This window comes from Streptomyces sp. NRRL F-2580, from assembly GCF_000720115.1.
GTDB lineage: Bacteria > Actinomycetota > Actinomycetes > Streptomycetales > Streptomycetaceae > Streptomyces.
In genome coordinates, this window is the sequence record NZ_JOIR01000056.1 from 17,560 (window position 1) to 38,038 (window position 20,479).

Consider the following 20,479-nt stretch of genomic DNA (forward strand, 5'->3'; position numbering starts at 1 on the left):
CCTGGCGCGACCAGTCGATTCCCGTACGTGATGCCTGGTCTCCTCCGGAGCACTTGAGCCGAAAAGCAACGTACAGCGACACTCCGATACACCCTGCAGTCGGCGTATGGCCTGTAGAAGCAGCTCAGCCGACAGCCGTCCAGACGGCGGGGCAGGGAGTGAGCCCTGTTACTGCCTTGGGCGGACAGGTCCGTTCGAGCGTGGTCTGCGGCAACGTCAAGACCGCCAACGCCAACGTCTACATCGTCGACACCGTCCTCATGCCCAAGTAGCAGCACCGTGGTGTGATGGTAGGCAACGCCTCGTGGTCGGAATCCTTTGGGAATCCGGCCCACGGGCCTGCCCGACCCCGCACGGCAGACGGGTCCGCGACAGCTGACCCTCATGCCGGCACAGGTCTAACCAATGGCTCACGCTGTCGGAAGAAACCGGGGGCAGAGAGCTGGATCAGCCTCCGTGTGATCACCTGGCGGGGCAGCGGAACTGGCTCAGGCCAGGCGTGCGAGGACAGCCACCCCGGTGCGGCGTTCCGCCTGGCGGTGACCTTGTGGCGGCAGTCGGGCCCGGACTCCGCGCCCCAGGCCGTCACCATCGTGGTGAGTGCTGCCCGGTGGGGACATGAGGACGCCCGGACACTTCTGCGGCAAGCCGGGTGGGACCCCGCCGACATCGGCCTCGCCGACCGCCCCGAGCAGGACGGTGAGTTCATCGCCGATGTGCGGACCCTCCTGGCTACTTTCCGCAAGCGCGGCAAGTTCACCGCCCGGGATTCCCAAGCCCCGGCGTACGGGAGCCGCCCCGGATCCCCTACCCGCAAACACGGCCTTGGCCACCATCCCGTCCGGGGGAGCGCCCGAAGACCGGAAGCCGGGGCCCCGCTTTGCCTGGTCGCCGGCTCCGCTGCGGCACGCGTCACTGACGCACCTGGCCCAACAGGTCCCACCCGCCAGTCGGCCCCTGCGGCGCGGCGGCCGGCGCAGGTGGTAAAGGGCGGAGCCGCGCACCGTACAGCTACGACGCACGAAGCGGACGTCGACCTCGCGGGACCGCTCGCGGACTGGACTGCGCACCTGTCCGTTGTCCGCGATGGTGCCGTGCCGCTGCCCGAACGGCTGGCCGCGCTCCTGGTCGAGATGACCGAGCAGCTTGGGATCCATCGTTCCCACTCTCAGCCCTGTCAGCCGCCCCAAACCGCCTACCGCGCCCAGTCGATGCCGAGTTGGGCGAGTGCGGCGCGCTGGGCGTGGTCGAGTCGGTCGCGGCGGGCTTTCTGGTTGGCGTAGCAGATGCCGGTGCGGTGCTCACCGCCGGACAGCCGTTCGACGACGGCCCGCCCCGGCAGCCCCCCTCCCGCGCGATGTACTGCGCGAGGGCCTCCAAGCCCTTCTGGAACGCCGTACCGCCCGCGCGCGGCCCGGACGCCGTAGTCGTCTTTACGTAGTGCCGCTGCCAGTTGACGGTCCACCCCAGCGTTCCCGGGTTCCAGTCGGGGTCGATGGCGGCGAGCGCGGCGGCCCGCTGCTGCGCCCGTTCGGGGTCTTTGCCGAGTCAGCCGGGGCGGCGGATGTTCGTGAGGTACTGCCCGATCGCGATGCAGGATGGTGGCGCCCTGTGGGGCTGCGAGGGTCCCGTGGAGGGCGTGGTAGACCCGCGCTGCGCCGAGGTTGGTCTCGAAGCCGACGTCGGCGGTGTCCTAGACGATCCCCAGATATTTCAGCTCGGCAGCTCGTTCGCCGGGCATGGTCTCGGCCCGGTGGGCTCCGCGCTGGTCGGACAGTCACCGCCCGAGCAGGAACGCCCCTTGCGGCTCTACGTGCTCGTACGGGACGTCTAGGTGGTGCACCCGGTTGCCCGGCCGGTGTGGCGGGGTGGCCGGGCCGACTGGCGGGGCGTGCGCCGCACGCCCCGCCGTGACCGGATCAGGGCGTCGCCCGGTGCAGGGACAGGGCGAAGGCGCAGCTGGTGACGGCGAGGACGACGATTGGCGGCATGGGCAGGAGCAGGACGGATATCGCCAGGCCCACCAGTGAGGCGACCAGGGGGATCCATCCGAAGGCGGTGCGCCGTTCGACCAGTTCCGGGGCGTGCCGGACGGCGGTGAGGGCGAGGAGCCCGCACGCGATGACGAACAGGGCCATGACGAGGCTCATGCCCTGGACGATGTCGAGGGTGCTGCGTTCCAGACCGAGCAGGGTCATGCTCGACTCCCGCATGGCTGCCGAGGAGGCTTGCTGCTGGGGGGTGGGGTCGCCCAGCGCCGTCGCGGCCGCAAGGGCGAGGTGGCCCGTGCCCAGCAGGAGGAAGCCGCCGGCCCCGACTCTGAAGGGTCGCAGCGGCTTGGGCTGGGGCTTGCGCTCGATGACGGGTGTGACGGTCGCGCTCACCGTGGCTCCTTGAAGTCGAACGAGGCCGCCCTCTACAGCAGTAGAGGATAGTGCCCGCACTCTACACATGTAGAGGCGCGAACCGCGCACTGCTGATTCCGGGGTGGTTGTTGGAGGAGCGGATGTGTCCAGGACGCTCTCCTCGGGGTGGTGCTGGGTGCCCTGCGCCTCCCGGGCCCCGCTGGGCCCGGCCCGCTGCCCGCGGGCGCGGACCGGGAGCGGTTGCCGCGGCTGCTGAGGCGATCGACGAAGGCGGCGCCAACGGGACCGCCTGGCGGGGGAGTGGTCGGAGTCCGAGCGGATCGTCCTCGACGGCGTCGCGCGGCGCCAACGGAGATCTTCCCGCTCCTGGCCGACGTCGCCGGGATCAGCGCGCTGATCGTGGTCACCGTGACGCCGGGAGGCCGCGGCAAGGTGGCGGCGACCGGTAGAAGGGGCCTCGGCATGGGACGTCCTGAACTTCCCGCGGACCACACGGTCCCCTCCCGCGCCGCTGGCCGAGGCGCTGCGCGCGCTGCGGACCGGGGCCGGGCTGACGTACGACGAGCTGGCGGTGAGAGCCGGCCTGTCGCTGGCCACGCTCAAGCGTGCGGGCTCGGGCCAGGCGGTGCCGTCCTGGGAGACGGCCAGGGAGTTCGCCTCGGCGTGCGGCACCCTTCCGGTCGGTCTCCGCCCGGCGTGGCTCAAGGCCCGGATTGCCGAGAGGGGGTGTCTGAAGCAGCTGCGTCGGCCCCGCGCGCCGGAGCTCGCGACCACGTTCGGCGATCTGGGCGAGGCGATGGAGTACTTCTACGAGGCGGCCGGCGCCCCGCCCCTGCGGCAGCTCCAGGAACGGGCCGGCGGCAGCTACCTGCTGCCGGTCAGCTCGGCCGCGCGCATCGTGAACCGGGAGGCGCTGCCGGCCAGCCGCCAGCAGTGCATCGCCTTCCTGATCGCCTGCGGTCTCCCCGACCGTACAGCCGAGCGCTGGGCACAGGCCTTCGACCGGATCACACGGCACCGCGACCTCGAGGCCGCGCTGGCCTGAGAACCGCCGAGTGACGCCCATGGCGGCCCCCGCACTTGCCAGCCGTGAACCGGGAGCAGCCAGCCGCCGACGCGTGAGGACGTCGCCGGGCGATGGTGGTGGGGTGGGGGACGTTCCGGGTCGTGGGCCGTGGCCCCACGGCGCGAGCACGGCCCCGGTGCGACGGACACGTGAGGCGGCCTGCCCGCAGATGCCGTTCCACGCAGGGCCGCGGAAAACATAGCGGGGGAAGGGCCGCGGCCGTACGAGGGCCGCCCCCGGCCATCATCCGTTCCGGGTGCCGACGGGTGCCACGTGCGGGGACGGAGCGAAGGCTGGGCCACGTCTGCCAAACGGATCGTCTACCCGACGGATGTGCAGGGCACGGTTACTGCGGATCGGTTTTCTTGACATTGAGAGGCTGGTCTAGGCTGCCGCCGTCGTCGGCACCCAGGCCGGCGCGGCAAGGAGAGGCAGACGATGCCGCAAGCGGGACCCGCGACCAGCCCGGCGGGCAAGCCGGGGCGGCAGACGCTCAGTGCCGTGGAAGAAGCGGCCCGGATGGACGCGGTGCGCCGCTACGACATCCTCGACACCCCTCCGGACGGCGCGTTCGACCGCGTCGCGGCGATGGCGGCCCGGCTGTTCAAGGTGCCGGTGGCGAGCGTGACGATCGTGGACGAGGACCGGATCTGGTTCAAGGCCGCCCACGGCCTGGAAGGCGTCAGCGAGATCGGCCGGGAGCCGGGCCTGTGCGGCTCGGCGATCCTCACCGACGAAACACTGGTGATCCCGGACACACTCACCGACCCCGTCGCCTTCAACAACGGCCTGGTCACCGGGCCGATGGGCGTCCGCTTCTACGCCGCCGCGCCGATCATCACCGGCGACGGGCACCGGCTGGGCACCGTCAACATCCTCGACACCAAGCCCCGCCTGATCACCGAAGACGACACCGCCACCCTCGCGGACCTGGCCGCGATCGTGCTCGACGAGCTGGAGATGCGCCTGGCCGCCTTGAACGCCCTGCGCACCGAGCAGGAGCGGCGCATCGAGCAGGAGGAGGCCCGGCAGCGCGCCGAGCGGGACAAGAGCGCCATCGAGGCGTTCGCCTCCACCCTGCAGCGCACTCTGCTGCCGCCGGCGCTTCCGGTGGTGCCCGGGCTGGAGCTGGCCTGCCATTACGCCACGGCGTCCCCGCAGAACGTGGGCGGTGACTTCTACGACGTCTTCCCCCTCGGCGGGAAGAGGTGGGCGTTCTTCCTCGGAGATGTGTGCGGCAAGGGTCCCGAAGCCGCCTCCCTGACCTCCTTGACCCGCTACACGCTGCGCGCCGCGGCCCTGATCGACCCCGACCCCGACGTCGTCCTCACCTCGCTGAACACGGCGTTGCTCCTCGACCCCGCCATCGGCAGCCGGTTCTGCACCGCCGTCTTCGGCGTCCTCGAACCGCACGAGAAGGAAGGGTTCACCGTCACGGTGGCCACCGGCGGGCACCCCCCGGCCTACCACCTGCGCGACTCCGGAGCGGTAGAAGCGGTGCAGCCCAAGGGAGGCATGCTCATCGGCGCCATCGATGGCGCACACTTCGCCTCCCTCACCGTCCACCTCGCCCCGGGTGAAGGACTGCTCCTGTACACCGACGGGCTGACCGAGGCCCGCACCCTGGGCGGAGACATGATCGGAGAAGAGGGCCTGACCCGTTTCCTCGCCGCGCGCACCGGGCCCGTCAGTGCGGCGGAGGTCATAGAGGACACCGTCGACCTCCTCGACGCCATGCCCCATGGTGCCGGTGACGACGTCGCCCTGCTGGCCCTGTCCGTCCCCCTCGCCGAAGACACAGACGGCCTCACCGCGACCGCCACCGCCCACACCATCGCCCCCGCAGGCGAGACGTCGGAGAGCCGACCGTGACCGAATTCAGCCTCACCGCACAGCACACCGACGGCGACCTGGCCCTGGCCCACGTCGCCGGGGAGCTCGACATAGCCACCGCCCCCCGCCTGCGCACCCAGGCACTGGCCCTGATCGAACAAGGTCACCGCCACCTGATCCTGGACCTCGGGGCCGTCACCTTCTGCGACTCCTCCGGCTTCAACGCCCTCGTCGGCATCTTCCGCTGCGCCAAGACCGCTGACGGCACCCTGGTCCTTGCCGCCGTCCCCGACCGCCTTGCGCGGCTGCTGGACCTCACCGGCCTGAGTGCCCTGCTGCCCGCCCACCCCACCGCCGCCCACGCCCTCGTCGCGCACACCCGCGGCCAGGACACGGCCACCGCGTAACCTCTCCCGCGGTGGCCGTCGGGAAAAGGCGGCCACCGCAGCCGTAAGGGATGGCACCGTCCCTTGTCGGTGGCGCCGGACGGGCGGTGCACGATGCCGGGTGGCGGGGGTCAGAGGGGGAGGCAGTCGTTGAGGTAGGTACGGGCCGCGGCTTTGCTCGTGCCGAGCGCGGTCGCCACCTCCGCGATCGGCACATCCCGGGCGGCGAGTTCGTAGGCCGCGTCTTGGCCGGTCTGGGCGATGACGTACCGCAGGTCGGCGAGGGCCTTCAACACGACCAGCGGCTCCTTGGCGGTCAGGCCGTCGAGCCGGCGGACGAGTTCGGTGAGGAGCCCGGTGAGATCTTCGGGGAGCGGGACGGCCGTGTCGCGGATGACCGACAGGTGCGCTTCGTAGTCCGCGATCGGCCCCGACAGGTCGACCTCCGCCTCGTAGAGGGGCTCGTCGTGGGCGAGGCTGGTCCAGTCGAGCGGGTACTCGGCCGCGCCTCGCCAGCCGCACGAGCAGCTGCCCCGCAGGACCGCGGCCCGCGGCCGGCCGTGTCGGCCGTCGTAGGCGTGCCACTCGCGCGACGACGGCACGTCTGCCCCGCTGCCCACGTCGAAGTAGACCGGGCCCGGCTCGGCGCCGTCGTCCAGCAGCACCTCCACCGACCCCTTGTGCGCGGCCCCCAACGCCTTGAGCACTCTGTCCACCACGACCAACCCCTTCCCGCCAGCGCCCGATCGGGCCGGCCCATCGGCCGGTCCACGACGTCCAGGCTGCCGCGACCCGGGTGCCCGCGTACCTGGATCCACCGAAAGCGGTACGGGCGCGACGGGGGCGTCGCGGCCCCGGGTGCTTCTACGCCCGTGATGTCTGTACGGACGCCGGCCGGGGACGCCTCTCCAGCGGCCAGGCCCCGGCTGCTCGACCAGCACACTGGGCGGCGCCCGCACCGTGTCGTTGTTGCTCTTCTCCGTTCCCGGCATCGGGGACCTCCTGGCGGTTGCAGCGGATGACCGTTCGCCCGCTCCCGGCCGCCGCTCGCATCGGGAGGCCGAGACCTGTGACAGGGGCTGGTCACAGGGCGGCTGCGTACGTGTCGGCAGTGGGGGTGAGGGGGACGCCGTGGTCGTTGAGGTCGTCGACCATGTCGGACCAGTCCAGGGCCGGCGTGCTGGCGATAGATGGCTGGGGTGGGCGGGTGGGGTGTGCGGCTTCGGGCCGGTTGGGTGCCGGTCCGGTCCGCACGGTGATCGCGGCCGCTCGTGTGAGGAGCAGTCCGTCGGTGGGTGGGACGACCGCGATCTCCCCGTGCCGGGGCGGGACGGGTTCGACGGGCGGGCTGCCACTGAGGAGGAGGCTGAGCAGAACGGTGGCGGACTGGTCGGTGAGAGTCTCGGCGGCTTCCTTGAGACGGTGACGCTGCGAGGCAGGCAGGGACAACGCGAGGGCTTCGGCCTGACCGAAGCTCAGGGGCACCGCCACGCACACCTCGCGCGGGGAGTACTCCTGCCAGTCGAACTGCACCGAGCGGGGACCGTTGTGGTCGATGCTGTCGAACAGGCGCGCGGGGTCGGTGATAGTCCGCGGGGTCAGGCGTACGGGGTGACGGCGGGCGAGGTGGTCCATGCGGGCCTCGAACGGCAACTGCTGCAACAGACTCTTGCCGACCGCGCTGGCATGCCCGGCGAACCGGAAGTCGACCCACTCGTACACGCGGGGGGCCTGGGGGCCGTCGGAGAGCCGCGAGATGTGCACCTTGCCGTCGGTGTAGCTGCTGACGTAGACCGCAGCACCCACCGCGTCCCGCAGCGTGGCCAGCGTCCGCTGCAGCGCGCTCTCGGCCGCACCACCCGACGGCTGCGCCAAAGCCAGCAAATCCGGGCCCGGCGCATACCCGCCATCAGGCAGCCCGTCGGCCATACCGCGCTGGCACAGCCACGGCAGCAGCCGCTCCACCACGCCCTTCGACAGCCGAGCCCGCTTCGACAACTGCGCCGGACTCAGCGTCACGGAGGAGCCGTGCAGCACGTGCAGGATCCGCAACGCCCGCTCCACCGCCTTCCACTGCGCCGGCGCCGACCCATGCCCGGGCACCTGCCGCGCCGCCACCGTCAACCGCGGCGCACCTCGTACGACGGAGGCAGTGCGACCCAGGCGCTCGGCCCGGAACGGACCTCCACCTGCGGGCAGTCGACGAGGAGTTCGCCCGTCCCGGGGGCCACCAGCAGTGTCGCGGTGGTGTGGCTGGAGGCCAGGCACGGCACGTGGAGACGGACGGCGTCGACGCGGACCATGACGGCCATGCCGATGGGGTGGGCGACGACCAGCGCATCCCAGTTCGTACACGGGACGATGACGCCGGCCCCGGGTGCGGACTCGAACGCGGCGGCCAGCTGACCGCGCGCCAGCGGCCTGACGGCCGCCTCCAGCGGGTGGGCGCCCGGGGTGACACAGGGCGGCTTCGAGCCGGTGTCCTGGCAGGTGCAGCCCGAGCCCGTTCGGTGGCGGTGCCCGATGGCCACGGGCCAGCCGAGCCGTTCGTAGGCCGTGGCGCACTCGATGGTGTCGCGGCTGTGCAGGACATGCAGGATGTCGCTCATGTCGCCCCCGTGTCCGCTTCGGAACCGTAGGTGATGGTCACGACACGAGAGTGCCGCCGAAGCAGAAGGGCGACCCACAGGAATTCTGTAGGCCGCCCAACTGGCATATGCGTAACCGGCTCAGGACACCAGTTCCATTCCTCGCACCAGCCCCGACAGGGCCGCCGCCTGCGACGGAACCCCCCGCCGCACCAGGTCCCCGACCAGTTCGCGCGCCATGGGGTGCGCGTGCACATAGTGCGGCGCCCGCTGCGCCGCCTGCCTCAGCGTCACCACCGCCTCAGCCCACCGCCCCATACGATGCATCGCCCGTGCCTCGTCGATCCGGTAGTGGGTGATCCGCTCCGGCTCGGCATCGATGGCACGTCCACCCCGTCCACGAACGCGAGCCCGGTGTCCGGCGCATCGACCTCGACCCCGGCCTCGGTCGTGTGCACCAGCACGTTGGCCCTTGAGAACACGGTCTGCCATCGCAGATCGTGGTGTCCCGCCGGCAGACGGCCCGAGACATCCAGCGCCCGCCTCGCCTGCCCCCACGCCCCATCCGCGTCCCCGGCGCGAGCACAGGCGATCACCTGTCGCAGCACCAGCGCCCCCTCCAGCACGAGGGCGTCGGTGTCCCCAGTCGCCGACAGCGGCTCCAGATCCCGCAGCGCCGCGTCCGCGATCGCCTGCGTCTCCCGCGCAGAACCCTGGTGGAGCAGCGCCCCACAACGGTCCCACGCCACCGCTGCCTTCACGATCGGATCGTCCAGCTGCGTTGCCGCTCCAGCCGCAACCTCCGCCGCGACCCACGCCAGATCGGGCAGCCCCGTCTGGTTCAGCGTCTGCCGCGCGTTCCTGGCCGCGTCCACCAGCAGCCGCAGGGCGGCGTCCCGTTCCGCCGTACCCCGCTCGTGCAACAGGATCGTGGTGTTCAAGTCCTCCAGCAGCGCGGGCAGCAGCTCGGCCACCGCCGGCAGATTCGCGCCCTGCCGGTGACGGTTCGTCGCAGCGGCTCGCTCTCGAACCCGCTGCGCATCGGCGGCCGGCGTGGACGGTACGAGCCCCGGATGCCCGGACAGGATCAGCTAGGACCGGCGCAGCGCCGCCCGCATCGCAGGGATGTGCGGTACAGCCGAACCCTGCCCACGGCGCAGCCGGTACGGCTGCCCAAGCAGCCACACCACATCCACCTCGCACACCGCCGCCACCGTCGAGATCAGCGAGTACCGGTCCAGCGGGAGCCGCCCAGCCTCCACATCCTCGGCCCACCGTTCGGACCGGCCAACCAGCCCGGCCATCTCTCCATGCGTCAGACCCGCCGCGATCCGGGCCACACGTACGCGCGCACCGATACCGGTGTCAGGGGCTTGGGCCATGACCTCACCTCTCCGTTCCGGACTCCACAACCCGGACGGTACCCCCGCACCGTCCGCCCGCGGACACGCCACCGTCTGATCGGCGACGCCGCACCCATGGCCCTCACCAATCGCTGCTGGCCAACCCGCGCGCCTCACCCGAGGACACCGAGGACCTTGGGCGGCTGGACCCTGCGCCGGCCACCACAGCCCCCTGACACACGACGCCGAGAGCGCCTCCACCCCGTCGAACCCGACCGCGGACACCAGCAACTGCCCACTGTCCCCGGCCTGGGGGTCACCGCCCACGCGTGAGCACGCGGCCAACGATGCCGCCAACGCCGGTCAGCGCGCCGAGCACGGCCGCGCCCACAGCCACCGGCTCAGCCACTGACGGATGGACCAGGACAAGGTAGACAGCAGAAGCCGTAATCAGCAGGCCCAACGTCAGGGCCAGGAACAGAACCGCCATGACCAGCTCCTGGCCGTCGCGGTCCCGGCGGGGCACGTTCGTGTTCGAGGGCATGCGGAGTTCCTTTCGACATCCGGCTGGAGGCCGGCCAGGGGCTATTGCACGGTCTGGGCGTCCCGCAGCATCGGTACGCCACGGGCCAGCTCGTTCAACGCCATTGGAGCGGACCGGGCGGGTCAGCCGCCCATCTGCGTCAGGGCGTCGAGACCCGACTGCGCGTCTTCGCCTTCGCTGGCTGAAAAGCAGCCCGGGTTCATGGTCACCGCGTAGCCGTACATGCGAATCGGCTCCCGGCCGGCGCGCTGCCGCTCCTCGGGTTTGCGGACGACAGGGCCGGACCCCGGCTCCCTCACCCAACAGTCCGGCTTTCAGCCCGTCCGTCACGGCCGGCGGCACGGCGAGATCCTCGTACTTCTGCCGACCCGGTAAGCAGGGTTGCGATGCACTCTTTGAGCTCGTATCGGGTTCGCGATGACCTGCTGCCCCGACCGCAGGTCCTGACGGCCGGACGGCGAGCGGGGCGCAAATGCTTGTGTTGCCCTTACCGTGTCACGCCCCACGCCTGTCGGCTTTGTGTGGAATGTGTCGTTACTGTGATCCCATGTCGTCTGACCCCGCCTCACGCCCCGCCGACTTCGCCTCCATGGACAGGGCGGAGTTCGCCTTCCCTGGTCCACTGCGCGACCGGCTCGTCGGGGCGATCCTTGACGGTTCCAAGACCTCTACGACAACGCTCGTCGTCGACTACGAGCACGAGGGCGAACCCCTGCCGGAAGTCGGGAGCCGTTCGGTGGTCATCGACTCGGACGAACGTCCGGTCGCGATCATCGAGGTGACCGAAGTGCGCGTCGTCCCGCTGGCACAGGTGGACCTCGCGCACGTCGTGGACGAAGGGGAGGGGGACACCAGCGTGGCCCAATGGCGAGCGGGGCACGAACAGTTCTGGCACAGCGAAGAAATGCGTGTCGCGTTGGAGGACCCCGAGTTCACCGTGAACGACGCGACGCTGGTGGTTCTGCAACGCTTCCGCCTCATTACCGACCTTCGCCCCGCCCATTGAGCATGCTCCTATTCCAGAGGGCGCTGGCCACCTGGAGCTCTGCTGCCGGGGTCGGGCCGGCAGAGACACCCCCGGAGGCGAGGTCCCTGGCGTACGTCTCCGTTCCGTAGGCGGCCAGGGCCGCGGCGAGTGCCGCCGCGGCCGTGTCGGCCGGCCCCGCGCTGCAGCGGGGTTCGTCACGCCGCGCGGGCCCAATGGCGTGGCCTAACGTTGGCGGATGCCGTTCCGGCCCGCCCCGTTTCCTGACGGCCCGTCTTCCGCCCGCCGCTGCCCAGCCGGCCCCGGCCGCCGAACGCGAACCGCTCGCCCTCTACACCGTCCGCCCGGCTGCGGGCGGAGGCTTTGACGTCGTCAACACCGGCGGACTGGTCGTCTCGGGCGGCTGGCAGACCGAGACCGGCGCCCGGGAGCGCGCCGACTACCTGAACGCCCAGGAGAGCCGCAAGCGCGCCGAGGACGCGCTGACCGACCCGCAGCGGCGCGTGTACGCCGTCGTCAAGCGCGACGGCGCGATCGGCTCCGGCTACCGGCACAACCTCACCGCCGTCCGGAGCCTGCACGCCGCAGGCCTCGTCAAGCTCACCGAATACGGCCCGGGCTCCTGGAACGCCGTCCACGTTCCGCCGCCCGCCGGCGGCCCGGCCGAGACCGCTCCGGCGGCCGGTACGGGCGTACTGCCCGAGGACGCCGAACACCCGGCGGCCGCCGCCGCGGTGACCGCCCTGTCCGGACAGCCGCTCGCCGACATCACCGGCCCCGACGACCTCGGCGAGGTGGCCGGCTACTGGGTCCGTCGGACGGCACCAGCGGCCGCCTGGCCGTCGGCTGGGTCGAGGGCGGCAGGCTGACCACCAGTGCAGACGGGCGGCCGCCCCTGGTCGCGCTGAGCGTCGCGAAGGAGCTGTTCGAGCGCACCGAAGGCTGGATCGTCGAGCCCGGTGACCACCCGTCCCTGTCGTCTGGCACTTGCCGACCCTGGATGCCGCGGCCAAGCATGGGCGCCGCAGCCGAGCAGGCCCGGGGCGCGGTCACCGACACCTGGACCATCACCCACACCGGCCTGCCCGAGGGCCGCTGCTTCCTGAGGGTCGAGGCTCCCGACTCCGACGCCGCCTTCGCGGCCGCCCTCGCCACCCGCGCGGGCCGCCTGGTCCAGCAGGCGGGACATCGGCTCGGCGCGCGGCGTCTGCGGGAATCGGACCTGGTCCGCACCGTCGGCGAGCGGGTCCGGCACGTGGCCAGCGGCCAGACCGGCACGGTCGAAGCGGTGGAAGTACGGACGACGGGCGCCCCCGCGTACCGGGACGGTGTGACCGGCGCCGTCGACGGTCGGTCCCGCAAGACCGCGCGCTCCCTGGCCTGGGAACCCCTGCCCGCCGACGAGGACCACCAGGCCGGCCGCTGACCGCCCCGGTGCCCCGGTCCACCCCAGACCGGGGCACCGGCCCTCCACCTCCACGGTCAGCACCCCAGGCCGTCCCACGCGGTCAGGGGCCGGCCTCCCGAATCGAACGAGCGAAATGACCCATCAGAGCGCACCCACCGAAGGCGACCTGCTGCGCGCCGAACTGGCCGTCCGCGGCCGCCACGCCTTCCCCGGCACCGAGGGCGGCATGACCTTCCTGATCACGGCCGCCGACCCGGGTGCCCCGGACGACGAGGACGCCGCCTACGGCGTCTTGCACGTCCTGATGTACGCCGGCGAACGGGCCGACAGGCCCGCGCCCGACCATCGCGAATCCTGGTCCGCGCACCTGCACGCAGCCGACGGCACCTACCTCGAAACCCTCGTTGACGGCTCCCTCACGCCGCTCGGCGCGGCCGCCGACGCTGCCCGGTGCGGCCGCCAGGTGACCTGGCAGCTCAGCCGGCGTCGCCGCAGCAACATCCCGCCGGTCGCACGCCGGTTCTGCACCTTCTGACCCACCCGGCCGGGCGGCAGTGGCAGCCACCCGGCGCCGAACTCACCACCCCGAACCGCGAGGAGACCCATGCCCGCCGTTATCCGCTGCGGTCCTGTTCCAGAGCGGGGTGGTCGGGGAGGCGCGAGTCGGTGGTGCGGGTCGGAGCCGAGGGGGTCTCCTCGGGCTTCGGTCTGGGTGGGCGCGGCTGGCCGAGCACGATCGCCAGGAAGATGACGACCACCCCGACGATCTGCAGGACGGACAGCGTCTGGTCCTTGACGAGGTAGCCCAGCATGGTCGCCACGACCGGGCTGCCCAGCGCGAGGAAGGAGACCGCCACGGCCGGCAGGCGTTCGATGCCCCGGAACCAGATGATGTAGCTCAGGACCGCGCCCAGGGTGATGAGGTAGGCGAACCCGATGACGTTGGATCCCGTGAGACCGTCGGGCAGGCCTTCCAACGACAGCCAGAACGGCAGCAGGACCAGGCCGCCCGCCGTGAGTTGCCACCCGGTGAACGTGAGCAGGCTGACGCCCTCCGGCCGTCCCCACCGTTTGGTCAGGGTGATGCCCGAGGCCATGCACAGGGCTCCGCCGACCGCGGCGAGAACTCCGACGGTGTCCAGGGATGCCGCGCCCTTGAAGACGAGCAACACCACGCCCCCGGCGCCCGTCGCGCAGGCCAGGGCGTGGACTCCTCTGATCCTGTCGCCGAGGAAGAGGACGGCGAGGATCACGACGAACATGGGCTGTGCCGACATGATCATGGCGGCGATGCCGCCCGGAAGCCGGTAGGCCGCGACGAAGAGCAGGAAATTGAAGGCGCCGATGTTGAGAACGCCCAGTACCAGCGCGCGCCACCACCAGATGCCGGCAGGAAGCTTCCGGCCGAGGGCCAGCAGGAACAGGCCGCCCGGCAGGGCCCGCATGGTGGTCGCCAGGAGCGGCCGGTCCGGTGGCAGCAGCTCGGTGGTTATCAGGTAGGTGCTGCCCCAGATGGCCGGAGCCAGGCCGGTCAGGGCTGCGGTGAGTCCGTTCTGTCTGCTCTTCATCTTGCCTCAAATCCCTTGGGAATCACCGTGCTTCGCGCGGGCCCGTCCGGCCGGCTCAGTCGAAGATCGGGTCGCGGTCCCGGCCGCGCTTCACCTCGAAGAAGCCGTCGGTGCTCGCCACGGCAAGCACGCCGTCCCAGAGCGTTCCGGCGGCTTCGCCACGGGGCGCGGGGGTGAGCACGGGGCCGAAGAACGCCAGCGGCTTGCCGTCGGGTCCGGGCACGTGGATCACCGGAGTGCCGACCTCGGAACCGACCGGGTCCATCCCCTCGTGGTGCTCGGCCCGCAACGGCTCGTCCCAGGACGTGTCCTCCGCAGCCTCGATCAGGTCGGCGGGCAGACCCGCCTCCTCCAGGGCGGCGTGGATCATGTCATGGCCGAGCCCGGCCTTCTCGTGATGGATCAGACGGCCCATGGCGTTGTAGAGGGGGCGCAGCACCTCGTTGCCGAACCGGTGCTGTGCCGCGACGCACACGCGTACGCAGGCCCAGCCGTCGATCATGCCCTGACGGTACTTCTCCGGGACCTCGCGGCCCTGGTTGAGGACCGACAGGCTCATGATGTGGAAACGAGTCTCCAGCGGCCGGACCTGCTCCACTTCCAGCATCCAGCGTGAGGTGATCCACGCCCAGGGGCAGCGGGGGTCCACCCAGATGTCGGCGACGGTCGTCTCGGTACGCGGTGGCGCGGTGCTCATGGCGGTCGCTCGTCTTTCCGTGTCACGGGCGCGAGGGCGCGCCGGGGCATGCCTCGGCGGTGTGCGCCCAGGTGCGGGAGGTAGGGGAGGGGCAGCGGAAGCGCGGCTCCCGGGCATGCCGGAGGGGCCTCGAATCGAGGGCCCGCCCGGTGGAGTTGGCCCGAGGGCGTTGCTGCCGTGTGCGTTGTCACCAGTGTCGGACCGGGGGTATCGATGAGTCCAACACATGCTTGTCACGTGATGGATCTCGTATCACGATAGATCCATGGAGCTCCAGCAGATGCGGTACGTGATCGCCGTGGCCGAGACGAACAGCTTCACGAGGGCTGCCCAACGCTGCCTGGTGGTTCAGTCCGCGCTCAGCCACCAGATCGCGCGCCTGGAGAAGGAACTGGGTGCGAGGCTCTTCGAACGCACTAGCCGCCGGGTCCGGTTGACCCCGGCGGGCGCTGCCTTCCTTCCCGCCGCCCGCCAGTGCCTGGACGCGGCGGAGCGGGCCGCCGCCGAAGTCGCGGCGGCGGTCGGGGAGGTGCGTGGACGCCTCGCGGTGGGGCTGATCCCCACCGTCGCCGCCGTGGACATTCCCAACGTCCTCAAGGACTTTCACCAGCGTCATCCGAAGGCCCGGATCAGTCTCAGCGTGGGAGCGAGCGACGAGCTCGTCGAGCGGGTCAGGGAGGGCGAGATCGAGGTGGCCTTCCTCGGCATTCCGGTCACGGCCCGCCCCCAGGGCGTCGAGGCCCGGGAGCTGGCCCGGGAGAGGCTGGTCGCCGTGGTCTCCCCGGACCACCCGCTCGCCGGCGAGACCTCGGTCGACCTCCGGCGGCTGTCCTCCGAGGTGTTCGTGGATCTCCCGGCGAAGACCGCCGGCCGGGCCCAGTCCGATCAGGCATTCACCGCCGCCGGCCTCACCCGCGAGGTCGCCTTCGAGGTGACCAACGCGGACTACCTGGCCCGTCTGGTCGGCGCGGGCCTGGGCATGGCCCTGCTTCCGCCCGCGTACGTCGCGGGCCTGGCCGGGATGGCCACGATCGAGGTCACGGACGCACCGGCCCGCGCTGAGTACGTGATCTGGGGCCGGGAGAGCCGTACACCGGCGGCCGCTGCCTTCCTGGAGCTGCTGGGCATCGAGGAGGCGTGAGCGGGCGCGCGGACGAGCCGGGGGCGGCCCCCGCCCGTATCGGGTGGCGGCCGCCCCCGGCTCGTCAATGACCGTTACGGCAGGGGCTCAGGCCCGGGCCGCCAGGGCGCGTTCGGCCAGGCCGGAGCCGAGCAGCGCGCGGTGGATCTCCGAGGTCGCGGTAGACCGGTTGAGCGTGATGTAGTGCAGGCCGGGAGAGCCTTCGGCGAGCAGCCGCTCGGCCATGGCACGGCGTGGTCGACCCCTGCCCGAACGGCGGCGGCGAACGCCCTGGCTTTGTTCACTTGAGTGGCAGCGTTTGTCCACCAGTTTGGGAGGCGAGGGAGGGCCCGGGCTTCTGCGGATGTTCATGAGAAACGGCGGCACTATCGGCTGACGAGTCGCGATCGTGGCTGCTTGAGCCATGGGCAGCTAATAATTCGCTGTCGGCACCCGCTCAGCTGCGAGAGCATCTGGCGCATGGAAGAGCCTGCCGAAAATCTCAGTTCTGACCTGGTTGAACTGCACCGGTGGCGCATGAGCGATCTCGACGCCCTTGAACAGGCGATCTGTGAGTCTCTGGACCATCTGATGCCATGGATGCCGTGGGCAGCCGGCCATGGCAGACAGCCAACCGTCGACTTCCTCACCTGGAGCCAGGAAGAGTGGGAGGCCAGACAAGGCTTCCACTATGCGATCACGTCTGACGCGGCGGTGATCGGCAGTTGCAGCCTCAATCGCCGCATCGGTGCGGGCGGCCTCGACATCGGCTACTGGCTTCACCCTCAGTCGACTGGACGGGGTCTGGCCACGATGGCCACGGCGGCTCTTGTCCGTCAGGGCTTCCGAATGACAGGCGTCGACCACCTGGAGATCCATCACGATGCTGCCAACCCGGCCAGCGGAGCCGTCGCCCGCCGCTTGGGCTTCACCGAGATCGAACGCTCACAAGCACCGGAAGGGCCCGTCGCTCCTGGCGAAGTGGGGATCGACGTCGTATGGCGGATGACTGCGGATCAATGGAACACGCGGACAACAGCACGCTGAACGCGGCCAGCCGAGCAGGTTTTGTTTAGGTTCCCGTTGACGCCCCGCCGCCCGGAGGGCGGCGGGCCGTCAAGGCAGGCAGCGACAGAGATCAACCGGCCTTGGCTGCCTCCTCGGCGCGAGCTCGGGTGCTGGCGAGGCGGTAGGAGTCGGTACCGGTCTCGCTGATGGTGCCGTTGAAGGTGAGACGGTCGACGACGGCCGCGCAGAGATGGCGGCGATGCTGCCCGTTACGGTCAGGCCTGAACCGTTCCCGTCCAGCGTCCATACGGGCACCTGACACCGTGGAGCCGCCGCACCATGAGCACAGCCATATCGCCAACCTGGCCGCACTGCGCACACGGCGCAGACCCTGCTGCCGACCCCGTTGGTTGCCGCGGCATCCGCGTCCCCGGCCACACCGCGTGCCTCGCCCACCTGGCCGACGCCGACCGCGATGCCTACCTGGCCGGCCTGACCCCCGGCACCGACATCGACCACCGCGGCACCCCCTTCACCGAACCCCTTCTCGACGCTCTCCTCAACGCTCTTCGCGATCCCGCCACCGGACACGCACTCCTCGGCGCCGCCCAGTTCGATTCGGCGACCTTCGCGGGAGACGCCTGGTTCGGGTCGGCGACCTTCGCGGGCGACGCCGGGTTTGAGTCGGCGACCTTCCAGGGCTACACCAGGTTCAGGTCGGCGACCTTCCAGGGCGACGCCGAGTTCAGGTCGGCGACCTTCCAGGACTACGCCGAGTTCGGGTCGGCGACCTTCCAGGGCGACGTCGGGTTCAGGTGGGCGACCTTCCAGGGCAACACCGGGTTCGAGTCGGCGACCTTCCAGGGCTACGCTGAGTTCGGGTCGGCGACCTTCCAGGACTACGTCGGGTTCAGGTCGGCGACCTTCCAGGGCGACGTCGGGTTCAGGTCGGCGACCTTCGAGGGCTACACCTGGTTCGGGTCGGCGACCTTCCAGGGCGACGCCGGGTTCGAGTCAGCGGTTTTCCATAGCGATGCCAAGTTCGAGTCGGCGGTTTTCGAGCGGTGGGTCAGCCTCGGGCCGCTGGTGTGCGCCGGAGGAGTGGGGTTGTCCGGGGCGGTGTTCAACGGCCCCACGACTCTCTCGTTCGCCACGAACCGTCTGGAGTGCCGGCGGACCCGCTGGATTTCCACGGCCGAGGTGCGACTGCGCTACGCCACAGTGGACTTCGCCCACGCGGTCTTCGAGTACCCCCTCACCATCGCCGCGGAAGCCGACCCCTTCGTACTTCCAGACGGACAGCCGGTGGCGGAACAGGCCCTGGCCGGCGCGCCCGACGCCGACGCCATGGTGCGGATGGCCTCGCTGCGCGGGGTGGACGCAGCGCATCTGGTCCTCGCCGACGTCGACCTGTCGGAGTGCCTGTTCACGGGGACGGTGCACCTGGACCAGGTGCGACTGGAAGGCGCCTGCTCCTTCGACACAGTCCCGTCCGGTACGCACTGGCGGCACGGGCGCCCAACACGGTTCACCCCGCGCCATACCCTCGCCGAGGAACACCACTGGCGCGCGAGCCAACCAGCGGCGGCCGGAGGCTGGAAGGCGGCGGGGCCCGGCACCGGACACGCCGGGCCGACGCAGCTGGCACCGGTGTACCGGGCACTGCGCAAGGCGTTCGAGGACAGCAAGAACGAACCGGGAGCGGCGGACTTTTACTACGGCGAGATGGAGATGCGCCGCCACGACCGCATCACAACCTCCCCCGCCGAACGCGGACTGCTGCACACCTACTGGATACTCTCCGGCTACGGCCTGCGCGCCCTGCGGGCCCTGGGCTGGCTCGTGGCCGCCATGCTGATCACTCTCGTGCTGCTGATGGGCTTGGGGCTTCCGAAGGACGACCCGAAGCAGGAGGCGACCGGCACCGTGCCGCCCGGCGGAGGCAAGGTCACCTTCGAGATCGAAAAGGGCGACCCGCAGAACCCCACCGGGAACAGGTTCACCGGCAAGCGCTTCGAGAAGGCCCTGAACGTCACACTCAACTCGGTGGTATTCCGCTCCAGCGGGCAGGACCTGACCACCGCCGGCACCTACATCGAGATGGCCTCCCGCCTCGTAGAACCCACTCTCCTCGCCCTCGCCGTCCTCGCCGTCCGCGGACGCATCAGACGCTGACTTCCTGACCCGGCCTGACGGAGTCCTGTGAACGGTTCGACCGAACCGTTTCCGGCTACGTGCCTTACCTGCCTGCACCGCCGATCATGATCCTGAACTGCACAGAAACCCCTCGACCCCTAGATAAGCGCGGACGGCCTGGCGGAAGCGTCGGCGTTGGGCGGGGGTGAGGTGGTGGAGGTGGGTGGTGAAGCGGGGGCGGGTCTCGAAGGTGGGCACGGTGGTCTCCTCCGGGCAGCACGACGAGGCCCCCCGCGGTTGCCAGGGGCTGCTGTAGGTGGTGCTCGTTGGTGGTGTTCGTTGCGTGGTGCTGGATGGTGCTCAGTGGTGCCGGATGGTGTCGTCCGGGCCGTGGTGTGAGGGCTGCCGGAGAGCGATGACATTCGCGTCCAGCCCGGGGTCGCTTCCCACCTGACGGGCACCGGTGAAGAAAGTTCGGCCGCTGCTCCCGCCTGGCGGGACGTACCGCTGATCGGCCTTTCTTCCAGGTCAGAGCCAGGTGGCGTGGTCTCCATGACAGCAGGTATCAGGGTCGTCCGGGCCGGTCAGATGTACCGCTACTACCTGCGTCAGACCGTTGTCGGCGACGGCGGAGCCCGGCACGCACGCCGCTGCGCGAGGCCCAGGAGCAAGCCGGTGTCCCGGCCGGGCGATGGATGGGCCGCGGCCTGGCCGTGCTCGGACTGACGCCGGGGGCAGGAAGTCACCGAGCAGCAGCTGCGGAACCTCTTCGGCGATCGGGGCCGCCACCCGTACGCGGACCGGATCGAGGCCGACCTGCTCGCCAAGGGCGTGTCCCCGAAGAAGGCGTGGAAGGCCGGCGCCCTCGGACGGCGGGTGACGGTCACCGGCGTCGACTTCGTCTTCCGGCCGCAGCCGACGATCTACCTGCTGTGGGCGCTGGGGGATGAGGAGACCGGGCGGGTGATCGAGGCCGCGCACGAGCGGGCGATCGGGCGGGTGCTGGAGTGGATCGAGGACGAGGTGGCGGTGATCCGGTACGGCAAGGACGGCGTCTACCGGGTGCGGCCGCCCGGCGGTCTGGTCGCCGCGCGTTTCCGCCACTACGAGGCGCGCTCCGGGATGCCCTTGCTCCATGACCATCTGCTGCTGTCCGTGAAGGGGCAGCGCCTGGACGGGAAGTGGGGGTCGATCCACACCCTGGCCCTGCACGAGAACACCGTGGCCGTTATCTCGGGTGAGAAATGAGCGTCAGGCATGTGAGGCAAGTGCACTGTTCGGAGCATGCCTCACCGATACCCAAGGGGTCGTCAGGCACGTTGGTCATGTCCAACTAGGCACTGTCTTCAAAGAGTTCTGATGGGGGATCATGTGTCGCATGGTGCGTCGTCATGAGCTGTCGGATCTGGAGTGGGAAGCGTTGTCCGCGCT

21 protein-coding genes and 4 pseudogenes are annotated in these 20,479 nt (G+C 70.7%); 13 read left to right on the plus strand and 12 right to left on the minus strand.

Going from position 1 to position 20,479, the window contains the following annotated elements; genetic code table 11:
* Positions 1–194: 194 nt before the first annotated feature.
* Together IF88_RS46090 and IF88_RS0136765 are read left to right on the plus strand one after the other, a co-directional pair.
* Positions 195–272 (plus strand): annotated as a pseudogene (locus IF88_RS46090) (fasciclin domain-containing protein); the annotation flags it as partial.
* Between the two features lie 1,319 nt (positions 273–1,591).
* Positions 1,592–1,834 carry a hypothetical protein gene (locus IF88_RS0136765; protein WP_158754815.1) on the plus strand — a complete coding sequence of 81 codons (243 nt, stop codon included), beginning with the start codon at positions 1,592–1,594 and terminating at the stop codon, positions 1,832–1,834.
* Positions 1,835–1,919: 85 nt separating this feature from the next.
* Here IF88_RS0136765 and IF88_RS0136770 read toward each other — a convergent pair whose 3' ends face one another.
* Positions 1,920–2,384: an LIC_13387 family protein gene (locus IF88_RS0136770; protein ID WP_234323833.1), complete on the minus strand. Its 465-nt coding sequence runs from the start codon at positions 2,382–2,384 to the stop codon at positions 1,920–1,922.
* A gap of 505 nt (positions 2,385–2,889) precedes the next feature.
* On the opposite strand from IF88_RS0136770, the gene IF88_RS0136775 reads away from it, so the two are divergent.
* From IF88_RS0136775 to IF88_RS0136785, 3 genes are all read left to right on the plus strand, one after another.
* Entirely contained in the window at positions 2,890–3,411 is a 522-nt protein-coding gene (locus IF88_RS0136775; RefSeq protein WP_267884554.1) for a helix-turn-helix domain-containing protein, read from the plus strand.
* 459 nt (positions 3,412–3,870) lie between these two features.
* On the plus strand, positions 3,871–5,304 hold the full coding sequence (locus IF88_RS0136780; RefSeq protein ID WP_234323834.1) for a PP2C family protein-serine/threonine phosphatase: 1,434 nt from the start codon (positions 3,871–3,873) through the stop codon (positions 5,302–5,304).
* The gene (locus IF88_RS0136785) at positions 5,301–5,672 is read left to right on the plus strand and encodes an STAS domain-containing protein (RefSeq protein ID WP_030723031.1); all 372 of its coding nucleotides are present in this window, start codon (positions 5,301–5,303) and stop codon (positions 5,670–5,672) included. Before IF88_RS0136780 ends, IF88_RS0136785 begins: the two co-directional genes overlap by 4 nt.
* A gap of 110 nt (positions 5,673–5,782) precedes the next feature.
* On the opposite strand, the gene IF88_RS0136790 is transcribed toward IF88_RS0136785, so the two are convergent.
* The 7 genes from IF88_RS0136790 to IF88_RS0136815 form a co-directional block, all read right to left on the minus strand.
* Positions 5,783–6,370: a hypothetical protein gene (locus IF88_RS0136790; RefSeq protein ID WP_158754817.1), complete on the minus strand. Its 588-nt coding sequence runs from the start codon at positions 6,368–6,370 to the stop codon at positions 5,783–5,785.
* A gap of 364 nt (positions 6,371–6,734) precedes the next feature.
* Positions 6,735–7,769: an IclR family transcriptional regulator gene (locus IF88_RS0136795; RefSeq protein WP_051838211.1), complete on the minus strand. Its 1,035-nt coding sequence runs from the start codon at positions 7,767–7,769 to the stop codon at positions 6,735–6,737.
* Between the two features lie 2 nt (positions 7,770–7,771).
* Positions 7,772–8,260, minus strand: coding sequence for a hypothetical protein (locus IF88_RS42620; RefSeq protein WP_051838212.1), 489 nt, complete (start codon positions 8,258–8,260; stop codon positions 7,772–7,774).
* A 120-nt stretch (positions 8,261–8,380) separates the two neighbouring features.
* Complete coding sequence (locus IF88_RS48730; RefSeq protein ID WP_234323835.1) at positions 8,381–8,533, minus strand: hypothetical protein; 153 nt, start codon at positions 8,531–8,533, stop codon at positions 8,381–8,383.
* Entirely contained in the window at positions 8,530–9,213 is a 684-nt protein-coding gene (locus IF88_RS48735; RefSeq protein ID WP_234323836.1) for a hypothetical protein, read from the minus strand. The genes IF88_RS48730 and IF88_RS48735 overlap by 4 nt, the downstream gene beginning before the upstream one ends.
* Positions 9,214–9,330: 117 nt before the next feature.
* On the minus strand, positions 9,331–9,621 hold the full coding sequence (locus IF88_RS48740) for a helix-turn-helix domain-containing protein (protein WP_030723041.1): 291 nt from the start codon (positions 9,619–9,621) through the stop codon (positions 9,331–9,333).
* Positions 9,622–9,898: 277 nt separating this feature from the next.
* Entirely contained in the window at positions 9,899–10,126 is a 228-nt protein-coding gene (locus tag IF88_RS0136815) for a hypothetical protein (RefSeq protein ID WP_030723043.1), read from the minus strand.
* 547 nt (positions 10,127–10,673) lie between these two features.
* Here IF88_RS0136815 and IF88_RS0136825 point away from each other — a divergent pair.
* From IF88_RS0136825 to IF88_RS0136840, 4 genes are all read left to right on the plus strand, one after another.
* Positions 10,674–11,132 carry an ASCH domain-containing protein gene (locus IF88_RS0136825; protein ID WP_030723047.1) on the plus strand — a complete coding sequence of 153 codons (459 nt, stop codon included), beginning with the start codon at positions 10,674–10,676 and terminating at the stop codon, positions 11,130–11,132.
* A gap of 194 nt (positions 11,133–11,326) precedes the next feature.
* The gene (locus IF88_RS0136830; RefSeq protein ID WP_030723049.1) at positions 11,327–11,980 is read left to right on the plus strand and encodes a hypothetical protein; all 654 of its coding nucleotides are present in this window, start codon (positions 11,327–11,329) and stop codon (positions 11,978–11,980) included.
* A gap of 146 nt (positions 11,981–12,126) precedes the next feature.
* A complete protein-coding gene (locus IF88_RS0136835) occupies positions 12,127–12,537 on the plus strand; it encodes a hypothetical protein (protein ID WP_030723051.1) in 411 nt (136 codons plus the stop codon).
* 115 nt (positions 12,538–12,652) lie between these two features.
* On the plus strand, positions 12,653–13,054 hold the full coding sequence (locus IF88_RS0136840) for a hypothetical protein (protein ID WP_030723054.1): 402 nt from the start codon (positions 12,653–12,655) through the stop codon (positions 13,052–13,054).
* A gap of 79 nt (positions 13,055–13,133) precedes the next feature.
* Here IF88_RS0136840 and IF88_RS0136845 read toward each other — a convergent pair whose 3' ends face one another.
* On the minus strand, positions 13,134–14,087 hold the full coding sequence (locus tag IF88_RS0136845) for an EamA family transporter (RefSeq protein ID WP_030723059.1): 954 nt from the start codon (positions 14,085–14,087) through the stop codon (positions 13,134–13,136).
* Between the two features lie 55 nt (positions 14,088–14,142).
* Positions 14,143–14,784: a hypothetical protein gene (locus tag IF88_RS0136850; protein WP_030723062.1), complete on the minus strand. Its 642-nt coding sequence runs from the start codon at positions 14,782–14,784 to the stop codon at positions 14,143–14,145.
* Between the two features lie 265 nt (positions 14,785–15,049).
* Here IF88_RS0136850 and IF88_RS0136855 point away from each other — a divergent pair, with 265 nt between their 5' ends.
* Positions 15,050–15,925 carry a LysR family transcriptional regulator gene (locus tag IF88_RS0136855; protein ID WP_030723066.1) on the plus strand — a complete coding sequence of 292 codons (876 nt, stop codon included), beginning with the start codon at positions 15,050–15,052 and terminating at the stop codon, positions 15,923–15,925.
* An 87-nt stretch (positions 15,926–16,012) separates the two neighbouring features.
* Here the strand turns inward: IF88_RS0136855 and IF88_RS46100 are convergent.
* Positions 16,013–16,153 (minus strand): annotated as a pseudogene (locus IF88_RS46100) (5,10-methylenetetrahydrofolate reductase); the annotation flags it as partial.
* A 231-nt stretch (positions 16,154–16,384) separates the two neighbouring features.
* Here IF88_RS46100 and IF88_RS0136865 point away from each other — a divergent pair.
* Complete coding sequence (locus IF88_RS0136865; RefSeq protein ID WP_030723068.1) at positions 16,385–16,951, plus strand: GNAT family N-acetyltransferase; 567 nt, start codon at positions 16,385–16,387, stop codon at positions 16,949–16,951.
* A 91-nt stretch (positions 16,952–17,042) separates the two neighbouring features.
* On the opposite strand, the pseudogene IF88_RS46980 reads toward IF88_RS0136865, so the two are convergent.
* A pseudogene (locus IF88_RS46980) lies at positions 17,043–17,162 on the minus strand (AAA family ATPase); the annotation flags it as partial.
* A gap of 89 nt (positions 17,163–17,251) precedes the next feature.
* Here IF88_RS46980 and IF88_RS0136875 point away from each other — a divergent pair.
* On the plus strand, positions 17,252–19,087 hold the full coding sequence (locus IF88_RS0136875) for a pentapeptide repeat-containing protein (RefSeq protein ID WP_078893376.1): 1,836 nt from the start codon (positions 17,252–17,254) through the stop codon (positions 19,085–19,087).
* A 705-nt stretch (positions 19,088–19,792) separates the two neighbouring features.
* A pseudogene (mobF, locus tag IF88_RS0136885) lies at positions 19,793–20,296 on the plus strand (MobF family relaxase); the annotation flags it as partial.
* Between the last annotated feature and the right edge of the window lie 183 nt (positions 20,297–20,479).

Coding starts and splice junctions, on each gene's coding strand:
- IF88_RS0136765 (WP_158754815.1), top strand. CDS start 1,592: ATGCAGGATGGTGGCGCCCTGTGGGGCTGCGAGGGTCCCGTGGAGGGC.
- IF88_RS0136780 (WP_234323834.1), top strand. CDS start 3,871: ATGCCGCAAGCGGGACCCGCGACCAGCCCGGCGGGCAAGCCGGGGCGG.
- IF88_RS42620 (WP_051838212.1), bottom strand. CDS start 8,260: ATGAGCGACATCCTGCATGTCCTGCACAGCCGCGACACCATCGAGTGC.
- IF88_RS48740 (WP_030723041.1), bottom strand. CDS start 9,621: ATGGCCCAAGCCCCTGACACCGGTATCGGTGCGCGCGTACGTGTGGCC.
- IF88_RS0136815 (WP_030723043.1), bottom strand. CDS start 10,126: ATGCCCTCGAACACGAACGTGCCCCGCCGGGACCGCGACGGCCAGGAG.
- IF88_RS0136825 (WP_030723047.1), top strand. CDS start 10,674: ATGTCGTCTGACCCCGCCTCACGCCCCGCCGACTTCGCCTCCATGGAC.
- IF88_RS0136830 (WP_030723049.1), top strand. CDS start 11,327: ATGGCGTGGCCTAACGTTGGCGGATGCCGTTCCGGCCCGCCCCGTTTC.
- IF88_RS0136835 (WP_030723051.1), top strand. CDS start 12,127: ATGGGCGCCGCAGCCGAGCAGGCCCGGGGCGCGGTCACCGACACCTGG.
- IF88_RS0136840 (WP_030723054.1), top strand. CDS start 12,653: ATGACCCATCAGAGCGCACCCACCGAAGGCGACCTGCTGCGCGCCGAA.
- IF88_RS0136845 (WP_030723059.1), bottom strand. CDS start 14,087: ATGAAGAGCAGACAGAACGGACTCACCGCAGCCCTGACCGGCCTGGCT.
- IF88_RS0136850 (WP_030723062.1), bottom strand. CDS start 14,784: ATGAGCACCGCGCCACCGCGTACCGAGACGACCGTCGCCGACATCTGG.
- IF88_RS0136855 (WP_030723066.1), top strand. CDS start 15,050: ATGGAGCTCCAGCAGATGCGGTACGTGATCGCCGTGGCCGAGACGAAC.
- IF88_RS0136865 (WP_030723068.1), top strand. CDS start 16,385: ATGGAAGAGCCTGCCGAAAATCTCAGTTCTGACCTGGTTGAACTGCAC.
- IF88_RS0136875 (WP_078893376.1), top strand. CDS start 17,252: ATGAGCACAGCCATATCGCCAACCTGGCCGCACTGCGCACACGGCGCA.